The following is a 12,856-nucleotide window of genomic DNA, read 5'->3' as shown; positions in this document are numbered from 1 at the left end:
GGCTTGCTTGAATCGTATCCGACACCGGGGAAATACATCAACGGGGTATCGAATAGCTCATTTCTGACTGTAATGGGGTAGTTCTGTAGAGAACACCGTTGCCGCCGGTAACCAAGCGGTCGTAAAGACGGCTGCCCAGCTGGCCGAGGAGTCGGCAAAGCAGCTCAAGGACGCTCAGGCCGCCTACGATGCCGCCCAGAAGAAGGCCGACGCGGCGGGCCAGTCTCAAAAGCAGGCACAGCAGCAAAAGAATCAGGCCTCGCAGGCCGTGACCGATAACGCCGCCGAGCAGAACGAGGCCGAGGTAGCCGCGCTTCAGGAGAAGATCGACGAGCTTAAGGCAGCCGTCGAAAAGACCGAGCAGCAGCAGAAGAAGCTGGGCGACCTGAACGATCAGCTCGAACAGGCCAACAAGAGTGTCGAGGATAAGACCCAGGCGCTCAAGGACGCCAAGGCAAAGCAGGATGAGGCCAAGAAGGCCCTCGATGATGCCCAGGCCAAGCTCGAGGCCATGGGTATGGACGAGTACGAGGCCGCCAAGAAGGCCGTCGAGGACGCGCGGGCAAAGCTCGATGACGCCAATAAGGCCGTTACTACTGCACAGGACAATCTGGACCAGGCCAAGGCTGTCGAGGCCAGCGCCCAGCAGGAAAAGCAGAATACCGAGGCAGCTTTGACGACTGCCCAGGCCAAGAAGCAGGAGACTGCCGCTGCTCTCGCAGCCGCAACCACCGCGCGCGATAACGCCCAGCAGAAGTTCAACCAGGCGCAGGCCGCGCTCGATGCTGCCGTCTCGGGTACGGGTGTTGACCTGAGTGCGCTTGAGGCCGCCAAGAAAGCTGCTGCTGGTGAGCTCAAGACCGCGCAGGCGGAGCTCAATGCCGCGACGGATGCCGACGCCACCGCACAGACAAATCTGCAGGCCGCCCAGGCTGCCGTCGCTGCCGCGCAGGAGAAGGCCAACGCCGCCAACGCTGCTGTAGCATCTGCCCAGTCTGCATACGATGCGGCAAACAAGGAGTACAAGGACGCGGCCAGTAAGCGTGACGCCGCGAAGACGGCATACGAGCAGGCCCAGCAGACCGAGGCCGACAAGAAGACCGCGTGCGATAAGCTTGTCGAAGTTCGCAAGCAGAAGCGCAGTGAGTGGGAGGCAGCCTGCGCTGCTTCGAACGCCGCGGAAAAGGCTTATGACGCTGCTAATGTCCAGGTTGAGGCTCTTGAGCAGCAGATTGCTGACCTCAAGTCCAACATGACCGTTGACCAGGAAGTCATCAATAAGGGCATGCTCGGCTTTATGGCCTACATCAGCAACAGCAGCGATTTCACGGCTATGCAGAAATCGAACGCCAAGGACGCAATGGCTACACTCACCGGCGCTGACGACAAAGCCGAGTGGTATGACGATTACGTCGATCAGGACATGTCTCACGACACCAATCCGCTTTCCTTGGAACAGCTGCGCAACGCCCTGACATATCTCGACACCCAGAACAACCTCCGCAAGGCGAACGGTCAGTCGGCGCTCAGCGTCAGCCTCCGCATGACCGCAGCAGCTGCACTCAACGCCTCATATTCATCGAATATTTGGGATCACTCGAACTGTTACTTCGATAATGCTGAGAATCTCGCAGGTGGTGGCGGTGCATATACCGGTGGTGAGACCGAGGATACCTTGGGCTGGCCCTACACCGGTCTCTACACTCAGGAGAAGGTTAATTACGAGAATTGGATTAAAAAGTACGGTGTGGATAGCGAGGCCGGCAAAGATCTCATTGCTCATCGCTATGATTCGTACTATATCTACCAAAACTATTACGATGTGTACCACGGTACAAAAGATAAGAATGGCAATCAAAGAGGAGACGCCTGCGGGCACTATCTCAACATTATCGATTCCGCTACGGTGGCTATCGGCATCGCGACCGGTAGCGGTAAGAACACCGATTCCGAGGTAACCATATTCGATTACAGCGCTGATGACACTCAGGCTGATTTCACTGTTTCCGAGTTCAAGAAGCTCGTCAACGACTACATCGATTCTGCCTATAACGCTGGCGGCACGCAGGCGCAGAAGGCGCAACTCAAGGAGCTCCAGAGCAAGCTCGCCGAGGCGCAGAAGACGCTGGGCACGGCCGATACGGCATATCTCGCTGCTCTCAATAATCAGAAAGACGCACAAGACGCCTATACCGCGGCCGACACGAACGTGAACACCGCCAAGGGTGAGTACGAGAAGGCTAAGTCCGGCACCGCCGCCGCGAAGACGGCATACGACGCCGCGAAGGACGCACTCGGCGGAATTGACATCGAGTCCCTCAAACAGAACCTCGATGCCGCCAAGGGCGAGGCCGCTACTGCCCAGGCAGCTCTCGATAAGGCAAACGCCACGCTTGCTGACAGCAAGACGAAGGCAGTCGAGGCCGCTGCTCACAAGGCGAAGGCTCGCAGCGCCCGCGACGCCGCCAAGATAAAGTCCGATCAGGCCAACGAGGCGTATTACAACGCTACTGCTTCGGTCAAGGACCTTGCCGCCAAGTGCGATGCCGCCAAGACGGATCTTGCGAACAAGCAGGGCACGCTTAACGATGCCAAGAAGGCCGACGACACTGCCCAGGCTGGCGTTGACAAGGCTCAGGCCGCAGACGTGCACGCCGCGACCGCTCTTTCGGGCGCCAAGCAGGCAGTTGCCGCCAAGACGCAGACCCTGTCCGACGCACAGGCGAAGGCCAAGGCCGCCGAGGACGAGCTTGCCACCGCAAACAAGGCCTTCGAGCGCTTCGCCGGTGCCCAGAAGGCGGTCGACGACGCCAAGGCCGCCTATGACGCTGCCGTCGCCGGTGTCGCCGATGCCCAGAAGCAGCTCGAGGCCGCCAACGAAGCCGTCGTCGATGCGAACCTCGATATCGTCAAGGCCAAGGCCGAGCTTGCCAACGATGAGGCACTCAAGGCCGATCTTGAGGCTGTCGACCACAAGGCATCCCTTGCCGCGGGCACGACGGGCAACGAGAAGCTGGTCAAGCTGAACGCTGCCTACGCTCGCTACAAGGCTGCCGTCGATGCTGCCGCTGGTCTCAAGGCTGCTCTGAGCGATGCCGATGCCAAGCTGTCCGATGCCAACGACGCCTATGCCGCCGCGCTTGCCGAGCTTGGCGATGCCAAGGATGCCCTGGCTGCCGCTCAGGCCGAGTACGACAAGTATCATCCCAAGGCCGAGCCGCAGAGCAAGCCTCAGGCCAAGCCCCAGGTTGCGCAGGCTGCTGCAAAGGTCCCCGTTGCCAAGAAACAGGCCGCGCCTGCCGCGCTCGCCCAGACCGGTGATGACTCCGCTCTTGCGGGCGAGGTGTTCGTCATCGGCGGCATTACGCTCGTTGCCGCGGGCGTGACGCTGGGTGATCGTCGTCGCAAGCACATGTAGTGATTCGGACGTCGGCTCTGCAGCGAATTCCAATTCATAGCGGGACCGTCTCGATAGCCAAACGATAAGGCCGGCGCACTGTCATATGCAGCGCGCCGGCCTTTCTTTGTTTCGATATCAAAAAGCCCGGTCGGCAGCCGCAAAAGCTACCGACCGGGCAAGCCGTAGGCAATATGGCTGTGAGCGAACAGCCGCTCGACTTAGCCCAGTAGGCTCAAGCCAACAGAGACAAACGCCAGGATAACGCCGACGATGGACTCGCCGCCGAGCAGGCCGCTGGCAACGACCAAGCCCTGTTCCTGGAAGGCGGCGTCCTTGGCAGCCCTCTCCTCGTCAGAAAGACCAGCGGTGGCGTCGCGGTGGGCGGACCACTTGTCGTAGCCGAGCTTGACGCAGGAGCCCAGGAATGCCGTGAGTGACATGTAGAACGGCAGGTACACGCCCAGGCCGATCATCATGGCCGGAATGCCGAGCCAGTACATGACGATGCCGGCGATAAAGCCGCCTGCAAACCACGGCACGCTCGGGATGCCCGAGACCATGGTAGCGACGACGCTTGCCTGCGCGGCAACAAAGCTCTTGTCGGGGCCAAAGGCGTCCGGGCCATAGGCGGTGACGAGCGCGACCATGACGGCGGCGGCGACCAGGGCGCCCACGATGCCGCCGATGGCTTGGCCGATCCACTGCGCACGCGGGTTGGTGCCCAGCACGGCGCCGGCCTTAAAGTCGTTCATGACGTCGCCCGCAAGGCCGCACGCCACGGCAACGATGCCGGCGATAAAGAACAGCTTGACCTGAGCGATCTGAGCGCAAGCCGCCACGATGAGCATGACGATGAGGCCAAAGATCTCCATGGGGTCGATGCCCGTCTGGCCGCAGCTCTGTGCGCTCATGATGGTGGTGACAAAGGTGAATAGTGTGACGATGACAGCCGGAACGGGGCCAAGGTCGAGCGCGATGGCGACGACGACGGCGATGGCGGCGGCGCCCAGGCCGATGATGCCGGCGTCGAGCTTAAGGGAGCCCGAGATGAGTGACTGCTCGTCGGTGTCGGTGGAGCTGTCGGCGGCAAGACCGCGGACGATGCCGGCGACCTGCGGCAGGATGTCCTTGAGGACGACGGCGACGCCAAAGCCCATCATGAGGCCCATGCCCAGGGACTTGACGATGCCCTGCGCAGTTATAACGTCGAACAGACCGGCAGCGGTGCCGCCCACGATGATGCCAAAGTTGCCCAGCAGGGCGCCGGCAAACCAGAAGGCGACCGGGGCGAAGCCCACGAGGAAGCCGACGGAGAGCAGCATGGGCGAGTTGTAGATGCCAAAGGTCACGCCGGGGATGTTGAGCGTGCACAGCATGCTGGGCACCACGCCCAGGGCGTCGCGCAGCACGCTATAGATGCCGGCGATGGCCATGGAACCAAAGAGCTGCTTGCCGGTTTTGCCGCCAGCCTCGGTCGCGCGCAAGGTCTGAGCTGCGGCGTTGCCGGTGGGGAACTCAAGCGCGGCGTCTACGATAAAGTGACGGTGGATGAGCGCCGTGGCCAGCAGGCCCAGGATGGTGCCGGCGAGCGCCACGATAAACATGTCGAGCCAGCTGATCTGGTCGGCATAGCCCAGCATCCAGGCGCCCGGGATGGTAAACGCCAAGCCGCCGGCGACCATGGCGCCCGCGGACATGATGGTGTGGGTGACGTTTGCCTCGTTGAGACTGGCGTTGCCCATGAGTTTAAGGAAGAACAGCGAGATGACGGCAGCGAAGACGATCGGCCAGGGGAGTGCGCCCATCTTGAGGGCGGTGTAGGCCGAGCTTGCCGTGATGATCACGCAGCCAAGGACGCCGATGACGACGCCGCGCAGCGTGAGTTGCCCGCGCATCGAGGCGCGGTTCGAGGGATTGCTCATATAGAACTCCTTTGCGTATATCCGCTTCCCCCGGGAGCGCCGCTACGGATACGGCGCGGGAAGTCGGGTTACCAAGGGCCGCCGCGTGAGCTCGCGCGCGACCGCGCACCAGTATAGCCGCAAGCTAGTCATTTTGGGATGACTGGTTTAGGTAGGCGATATACTGCTGGGCAGACGAAAGGAGCGCCGACGATGCTTAATAGGTGCGCATATATATTGACGGCCGACGTGGGCAATACGTTCATTCGCTTTGGCCTGTTTGCCGAGGATTCGGCCGCGGCGCAGGAATGCCCGCTTGCGACGTGCGAGATCACCACGCCGTCGAGCATTACGGCCGACGAGGCACGCATGCGACTCGCGCAGGTCATGGGCGCGCTGGCGGCCGATGCGGGTATGCCGGGCGCGCTTGTGCCCGCGGCGGCCGTGCTGAGCTGTGTGGTGCCGGCGCTCGAACGTCCGTGGAAGGCGGCACTTTCCCGTACCTGTACGGGGCGCGTGCTCACCGTGGGACCGGGACTTAAGACCGGCATGCCCGTGCACTACGACGATCCGGCCGAGATCGGCCCCGACCGCATCGCCGATGCCGTGGCGGCCCGCGCCGTCTACGGCTCGCCGTGCATCGTGATCGATCTGGGCACCACGACCAATATCGAGGTTATCGACGCGCACGGTACCTTTGTCGGTGGCGTCATCGCGCCGGGTCTGGCGCTTGGTGCCCGCTCGCTCTCGGCCGCCGCGGCGCGCCTGCCGCAGGTCGAGCCCTCGGCACCCACGCATGTTATCGGTCGCAATACGCGCGAGGCCATGCGCTCGGGCGTGGTTTTGGGCGAGGTGGCACGCATCGACGGCATGCTCGACATGGTGCTTGCCGAGATGCGCGCGACCAAGGCAGCGGGGGAGGGCGATGTGCCCATCGTCATTGCCGGTGACGATGCCGAGGCGCTCGCGGCGTTGGTCGGCCACAGCCTGACGGTCGACGACGCGCTCACGCTGCGAGGTCTGGCCGAGCTCTACCGCATCAACCAAAAGCCCCGCCGCGCATAAAGCAAGGATGCCGGTGGGACAAAATTATCAGTAGTCCTTGTCCCAGGTTCGATAGTCGTATCGAGCTAGTTGCCGCAAGCAGCCCTGGGACAAAGACTACTGATAATTTTGTCCCACCTGGGGAAGAAACGGTCCCACCACCTACCTGCTACAATGGGTCAAACTATTGCGATTACGGAGGTGTCTGCCATGTCGGACGATCTTCATCAAACTGCGTCGGGCAAGCGCCGCGATGTCATTAGCTGGGACGAGTTCTTTATGAGCGTGGCCATTGCCGCGCAGCGCCGCAGCAAGGACCCCAACACGCAGGTGGGCGCGTGCATCGCCAACACCAACCACCGCATCCTTTCGGTGGGCTACAACGGTACGCCCTCGGCGCTCAACGACGACTTTTTCCCGTGGGGCACGAGCGACGACCCGTTGCAGGACAAGCACAACTACGTGGTGCATGCCGAGGCCAACGCCGTGCTCAACTACCGCGGCTCGCTCAAAGACCTTGAGGGTTCCACGGTCTACGTCACGCTGTTCCCGTGCCACGACTGCGCCAAGATCCTGGCGCAGGTGGGTGTGGGCGAGGTCGTCTACCTGGACAATAAGTATGCCGACACCGATGACGGCCGTATCAGCCGCCGCATTCTCGACTCCTGCGGCATCAGCTACCGCCAGGTCATCGTCGATGTCCAGATTGGTACCGGGGGACAGGCTCGACAGTAATATGCGTTGTCGCTATCTGACGACGAATGCAGTTCAAAGAGCCCCGTCCCAAATTGACTACTCGTGAAAGTCGCGTCTGCGCGCATGGACGGCTCGTGAGCGGGTACATGGCTGTAGTAACATAGCTTCTGTCCGCGGGCGTGCCCGCGTTATTGTGAGAAAGGAGCCCCTGTGGCTGTTAACGAAGAGCTGCTTAAGAAGGTTCTTGAAGAGATCCGCCCCAACCTGCAGGCCGATGGCGGCGATATGGAGTATGTGGGCGTCGACGACGAGGGTGTTGTCAAGCTTGAGCTTCAGGGCGCCTGCGCCGGCTGCCCTATGAGCGCACTGACCCTGTCCATGGGTATCGAGCGTATCCTCAAGGAGCATGTGCCCGGCGTTACCCGTGTTGAGCAGATCAATGCCTCCGGCGAGACCGACGACCTGTACGACGAGTACGCGCCGTTCTAAGATCCGAAAGCTGCGGACGGCATACTCCGCATAGACGTTACGCCCAAATATGCGGCTGCGAGCGCAAGGCCCGCGGCCGCATTTGTATGTAGGGAGCAGGGGGACCGATATGCTCAACGACCTCTACCATATGCTTGATCCCGTCGCCATTTCGGCGGGGCCCATCACCATCTACTGGTACGGCTTGGCCTATGTGGTCGGAGCTTTGCTCACGGCGGTCGTCATGTATCGCACGCAGCGCCGTTGGGGTTTTGACATCACGATTGATGACCTGACGAGTGTCGTGGTCGGCGTGGTCTTTGGCCTCATTATCGGTGCGCGCCTGTTCTACGTCGTCTTTTACGGTGATGGCTACTACTGGGCGCACCCTCTCGAGATCTTTGCCACCAACGAGGGCGGCATGAGCTTCCACGGCGGTTTGGTGGGCGGCATTATCGGCGGCATCATCGTATGCCGCATGTATAAGCTCGACGCATGGACTTTGGCAGACCTTGCCGTCATCGGCGCGCCGCTGGCCTTGTGCCTGGGCCGTTGTGCCAACTTTGTCAACGGAGAGCTGTGGGGCAAGCCGACCGATCTGCCATGGGGCGTGGTCTTTGGCGGGACTGCGGGCGATATGCCGCGTCACCCCTCCCAGCTCTACGAGGCATTTCTTGAGGGCATCGTGCTCTTTTGCATTCTGCAGGTGCTCAGCCGCAAAAAGCCGCTATTGCCCCAAGGCACGTTTATGGGCGTGTTTGTGATGGGTTACGGCATCGTCCGCTTCCTCATTGAGTTTGTGCGCGTGCCCGATGCCCAGCTGGGCTATCTGCTTGGCGGCGTCATCACCATGGGCCAGCTGCTGAGCCTGCCGCTCGTAATCGCGGGCCTGGTGCTCATCATCTTTGCTCGTCGCCGCAACCAGCCCCAGCGCATCTACCTCGACGCTTAACCACCACAAAGGGGACAGGGCACCTTTGTGGCGGTTTGCTGGGCAACGATGACAGAACCGTAACGTTTCCCCAGATAAAACCTGCCAAAATAAACCTGTCCCTTTTTGGCAGGTTTCTAGAAAGGCTTTCGGACTGTGAAGGATTCCGACCTCTCCACAACGGCTGCGCGCGACGCTGCCCGCATCGTCTGGTTTAAGCGCTACCCCGCCAAGCAGACGCTCATCGCATTTTTGCTCGCGCTGTTGGCGACCACGGCGTTTTCCATCGATCCCTCCCCGGTGTCGAGCAACGCAGTCTTGGCGATTGACCCCAAAGCCTCGGGCATGCTGTACGTGTGCTACGAGGTGCTCCTCTCGTTTGCCGGCCATACCGACGCGGTCATGCTGCTTGCACTTGCTTGCCTGCTCACCTTGCCGTTTCGCTACGTGTTCTTTGGCCGTGGCGACACCTGGCGTCCATCGATCGTTCTGCCGTCGCTGTTCTTCGCCATCTGCATGGTGTTCGGCCGCAGCTACGATCTCACCGACTCGGCCGAGATTGTCCTTGGCGACAAAGCCCGCATCATCTGCGCCTGGATTGGCGGCGCGGGCTGGATGCTCTTGGCGGTCGTTGCCTTCTACCTTGCCTTTGAGTGTCTAGATTGGCTGAGCTCTCGGCGCATTCCGTTTTCCGAGGCGCACTTTGGCCGCGTATGGCGTGTGACTCACGCCGTGCTCTCGGTCCATCCCTTTGCCGGGCCCTTCCTGGTACTTATGATCGCCTGGGCGCCCACGCTCATCGCTTCGCTGCCTGGCCTTTTTATGGGAGATACGGGCGCGCAGATTCGCCAGTGGTTCAACTATCCCAACGGCACGAGCGACTACCTGCGCCTACTCAACCCCAACGTGCTGCTCAACGGGCATCATCCCGTAGTGCACACGGCCATTATCGGCTCGTGCGTTCAGCTGGGGCTTTCGCTGTTCAACAGCGCTAACGCGGGTCTTGCCATCTACACCTGTGCTCAGTTCGTCATCACGGCCGCCTGCATGGCCTATTCCATTTCGTCGCTGCGCAAACTGGGCGTGAGCCTGCCGGTTCGCGGTGCGATCCTGCTGTTCTTTGCGTTTATGCCGATGTTCTCTAACTACGCGGCGTTGCTCACCAAAGACGTGCTCTTTGCCGACGCGTTTTTGGTGCTGCTGGTACAGACCGTCAAGCTCGTGGCATGTGGCTTGCCCCGTCGTGATGCCAATGTCGAGCGAGCGGGCGAGAAAGCCCCCATGCTCTTTGCGCGCCACGACTGGCTGCTGCTCGCTCTGGGCGCCATGGGTTCCACGTTTCTGCGCAACGGCGGCCTGGTGTTTCCCCTGGCGGCATGCGTAATCGCGGCGGCGTTTTGCGTATGGGACGTGCATGTGGCTCGTCGTGCAGCCAAGCAGACTGGTGCTGCGCCTTCGGGCGCCATCCCGCGTTTCCGTTGGGTTGGCGTTCTCGCGGTGCTCGCGCTCTGCCTTGCCTCTAATATGTACTTCACCAAGGTCTTTATGCCGGCGCACGACATCACGCCTGGTTCCAAGCGCGAAATCCTCTCGATTCCGTTCCAGCAGACGGCTCGTTTCGTCCAAAAGCACGACGGCCTCAACTCGGGCGTCAACCCCACGGTTAAGGAGGACGGCACCATCGTGGAGGCTCCTTGCGACGGTTCGGTGACCGACGAAGAGCGTGCCGTGATCGACCGCGTACTCAAGTACGAGAACCTGGGCCGCCGCTACAACCCCGACAAGTCCGATGCCGTCAAGAACTGCTTTAACGAGTACGCCTCGCAGGAGGACATCGATGCCTATTTTGAGGTATGGGCTCAGATGTTTAAGAAGGATCCCGAGTGCTATATTTCGGCGCTTATCAATAACTACTATGGTTATTTTTATCCGAGCACGCGCGATGCATGGGTCTACAGTACGGCGCGCAGTGCCGAGATTATGGCACGCCCCGATAATCTCAAGTACTTCGACTTCCATCCGGTCGATAGCAAGGTCGTGCGCTGGTGCGACCACCTGATCAACCTGTACCGTGTGGCGGTGCAGCGCATCCCGTTTATCTCGCTCACCATGAGCTCGGCCACCTATGTGTGGATCATGATCGTCGTGGTGGTCTACCTGTTGCGCCGTCATTCATGGCGTGCGCTGGCGATCTGGGTGCCGCTGTTGGGCGTGCTCGCCGTGTGCCTGATTGGCCCGTGCAACGGCTCGACTTACATGCGCTACCTGTATCCGGTCATCGCCTGCATGCCCTTCGCCATCGGCGCCACCGTCACCCGCAGCGACTTCCTCTGGTCCTAACTTGGTGCATTGGGGTCAGGTTTCTTTGCACCAAAGGGGCCATCATCACGACGCCTTCATTTTGGGGTTTATCTCGCAGGCCAGTAGGTATATCATAACGACGTTTGTTTATATTGCCCGAGCATCTGCGCTGGGCTTTAGGTCGAAACCGATAGGAGACACGTATGTCCGGACACTCTAAGTGGGCCACAACCAAGCATCGTAAGGGCGCGCAGGACGCCAAGCGTTCCGCCCTCTTCTCCAAGCTCAGCCGCAACATCACCGTTGCTGCCCGTCTCGGCGGTGACCCGCTGCCCGAGAACAACGCCAGCCTCGCCGCTGCCGTTGCCAAGGCCAAGGCTCAGTCCATGCCTAAGGACAAGATCAAGTCCGCTATCGACAAGGCTTTTGGTTCGGGTGCCGACGCTGCCGTCTACGAGAACATCGTGTACGAGGGCTACGGTCCCGCCGGTGTCGCCGTCTACGTCGACTGCCTGACCGACAACCGCAACCGTACCGCCGCTGATGTCCGTTCCGCCTTCTCCCACGCTGGTGGCAACCTGGGCACCTCCGGCTCCGTCGCCTTCCAGTTTGAGCGCAAGGGCCAGATCGTCGTCGCCAAGGAGATCCTGGACGAGAACGCCAAGAAGGAGACCATGATCGCCAACGGTGCTGCCGGTGACGAGGATGAGTTCATGATGGCCATCGCCGAGGCCGGTGGCGAGGACTACGAGGACGCCGGCGAGGAGTGGATCGTCTGGACTACTGCCAACGAGGTTATGGCTGTCTCCAAGGCGCTCGAGGAGCAGGGCGTCCAGGTCAAGGGTTCCGAGACCACCATGGTCCCGACCACCCCGACCGAGGTCTCCGGCGCCGACGCCAAGAAGGTTCAGCGCCTCATCGACCGTCTTGAGGAGCTCGACGACGTCCAGGATGTTTACAGCACCATGGACATGACCGACGAGGTCATCGCTGCCCTCGAGGAGGAGTAGCGCCCGCACGGGTTAAGCCGTGTATATCTGGGCATAATGAAGCGAGCATGCAAGCCTCGTGGAATAGATGAGCCGGATCCGCGTGCGTAGAGCACCGGACCCGGCTCTTTTATAATGATGCGAACCGTTTTGCATTTCGAGAGCCGAGATTTGAAGGGAGCGCCACGTGCGCGTACTCAAACGAGCCCTAGCGATTGTGTATCTTGCCGCCGCCATCGTGGCGCTGGGTACGCTTGTCTGCCAGTTTTGGGGGGCGTATACGTATCGCTTTATGCTGCTGATGCGCGACCCCATGCCGCGCATTGTCGTGACGGCATGCGGTGGAGTTGTGGCGATTGGCGTGCTGGTAAGCTTCTTCCGCCTGATGTTTGCTCGTCGCGAGCCGTCCTGCGTGCATCCGGCGGGGGAGCGCAATATCGAGGTTACCCTTGCGGCGCTTTCTTCGTGCGCCAGGGCCGCTGCCGAGCGCGACGACCGCGTGATGGTCGAGCATGTCGAGGCCCGCGTCCAAGGTTCCGACGATTCGCACGTCCGATTTAAGGTCGAGGCTATCGCGCTTGACGATAAGGACGTGGCATCTCTGGCTACCGCGATGCAACAGCGCATCGAGGAAGCTTGCGACACCATGCTCGGCACGCCGGGTACGACCACGCGCGTTCGTTTTTTGCCGTCCAAGACTACCGTCCAGACCGTGGAGGTTTCCGGTGAGTGATACCAATCAAGATAAGACCGCTCGTACGCCGCGCCTGACGATTGACCAGAGCGCCACGCCGGCGAGCGAACCTGTTGATTCCAAAGCAGAGGCAACCGAGTTACAAGACGCGGCAGCCGCGGATTTTGACGAGGCTATGGGTCTCATCAAGGGTACGGGCGCTGCCATCTGGAGCTATGCTGTGCGTCATCCCAACACCACGCTCGGCGCCGTCGCTGGCTTTATCCTCGCTGTGTTGGTACTCACGTTGGGCCTGTGGGACACGCTCGTCATTGCATTCTTCGTGCTGATCGGCGCTGTGATCGGCCAAATTCGCGACGGCGAGAACGGGATCGTCAACTTCTTCGGCCGTCTGTTTAGCGGTCGCTAATATGTATTCGACTGTCGCATCCG

Annotated in this window: 10 protein-coding genes; 9 read left to right on the top strand and 1 reads right to left on the bottom strand. The window is 61.0% G+C overall.

Annotated elements, in window-relative coordinates; translation table 11 throughout:
- The first annotated feature begins 268 nt into the window (after nt 1-268).
- Nucleotides 269-3,418 carry a CAP domain-containing protein gene (locus PMX70_RS07925; RefSeq protein WP_271743289.1) on the top strand — a complete coding sequence of 1,050 codons (3,150 nt, stop codon included), beginning with the start codon at nt 269-271 and terminating at the stop codon, nt 3,416-3,418.
- A gap of 200 nt (nt 3,419-3,618) precedes the next feature.
- Here PMX70_RS07925 and PMX70_RS07920 read toward each other — a convergent pair whose 3' ends face one another.
- On the bottom strand, nt 3,619-5,322 hold the full coding sequence (locus PMX70_RS07920) for an OPT/YSL family transporter (protein ID WP_271743287.1): 1,704 nt from the start codon (nt 5,320-5,322) through the stop codon (nt 3,619-3,621).
- Between the two features lie 192 nt (nt 5,323-5,514).
- Between PMX70_RS07920 and PMX70_RS07915 the strand changes: the two genes are divergently transcribed.
- The 8 genes from PMX70_RS07915 (at nt 5,515) to PMX70_RS07880 (ending at nt 12,833) form a co-directional block, all read left to right on the top strand.
- Nucleotides 5,515-6,366, top strand: a complete 852-nt coding sequence (locus PMX70_RS07915) for a type III pantothenate kinase (RefSeq protein ID WP_271743286.1) — start codon at nt 5,515-5,517, stop codon at nt 6,364-6,366.
- A gap of 189 nt (nt 6,367-6,555) precedes the next feature.
- Nucleotides 6,556-7,080, top strand: coding sequence for a deoxycytidylate deaminase (locus PMX70_RS07910; RefSeq protein ID WP_138339561.1), 525 nt, complete (start codon nt 6,556-6,558; stop codon nt 7,078-7,080).
- Nucleotides 7,081-7,251: 171 nt separating this feature from the next.
- A complete protein-coding gene (locus PMX70_RS07905; protein WP_138339562.1) occupies nt 7,252-7,530 on the top strand; it encodes a NifU family protein in 279 nt (92 codons plus the stop codon).
- 109 nt (nt 7,531-7,639) lie between these two features.
- The gene (lgt, locus tag PMX70_RS07900) at nt 7,640-8,461 is read left to right on the top strand and encodes a prolipoprotein diacylglyceryl transferase (protein WP_271743285.1); all 822 of its coding nucleotides are present in this window, start codon (nt 7,640-7,642) and stop codon (nt 8,459-8,461) included.
- A 135-nt stretch (nt 8,462-8,596) separates the two neighbouring features.
- Entirely contained in the window at nt 8,597-10,780 is a 2,184-nt protein-coding gene (locus tag PMX70_RS07895; RefSeq protein ID WP_271743284.1) for a DUF6020 family protein, read from the top strand.
- A 164-nt stretch (nt 10,781-10,944) separates the two neighbouring features.
- Nucleotides 10,945-11,751: a YebC/PmpR family DNA-binding transcriptional regulator gene (locus tag PMX70_RS07890; RefSeq protein WP_006234926.1), complete on the top strand. Its 807-nt coding sequence runs from the start codon at nt 10,945-10,947 to the stop codon at nt 11,749-11,751.
- Nucleotides 11,752-11,917: 166 nt separating this feature from the next.
- Nucleotides 11,918-12,463, top strand: coding sequence for an Asp23/Gls24 family envelope stress response protein (locus tag PMX70_RS07885; RefSeq protein WP_271743283.1), 546 nt, complete (start codon nt 11,918-11,920; stop codon nt 12,461-12,463).
- Nucleotides 12,456-12,833, top strand: a complete 378-nt coding sequence (locus PMX70_RS07880; RefSeq protein ID WP_040358983.1) for a DUF2273 domain-containing protein — start codon at nt 12,456-12,458, stop codon at nt 12,831-12,833. The genes PMX70_RS07885 and PMX70_RS07880 overlap by 8 nt, the downstream gene beginning before the upstream one ends.
- The last annotated feature ends 23 nt before the right edge of the window (nt 12,834-12,856 follow it).

It is taken from the genome of Collinsella aerofaciens (assembly GCF_028206795.1).
In the GTDB taxonomy this organism is placed as follows: domain Bacteria; phylum Actinomycetota; class Coriobacteriia; order Coriobacteriales; family Coriobacteriaceae; genus Collinsella; species Collinsella aerofaciens_AX.
Note: the sequence above shows the minus strand (reverse complement) of the source record. Positions and strands in the feature narration are given on the sequence as shown.

What these genes read in the sequence shown, in the direction of transcription:
- PMX70_RS07920 (WP_271743287.1), bottom strand. Translation starts at nt 5,322, where the DNA reads ATGAGCAATCCCTCGAACCGCGCCTCGATGCGCGGGCAACTCACGCTG.
- PMX70_RS07915 (WP_271743286.1), top strand. Translation starts at nt 5,515, where the DNA reads ATGCTTAATAGGTGCGCATATATATTGACGGCCGACGTGGGCAATACG.
- PMX70_RS07910 (WP_138339561.1), top strand. Translation starts at nt 6,556, where the DNA reads ATGTCGGACGATCTTCATCAAACTGCGTCGGGCAAGCGCCGCGATGTC.
- lgt (WP_271743285.1), top strand. Translation starts at nt 7,640, where the DNA reads ATGCTCAACGACCTCTACCATATGCTTGATCCCGTCGCCATTTCGGCG.
- PMX70_RS07890 (WP_006234926.1), top strand. Translation starts at nt 10,945, where the DNA reads ATGTCCGGACACTCTAAGTGGGCCACAACCAAGCATCGTAAGGGCGCG.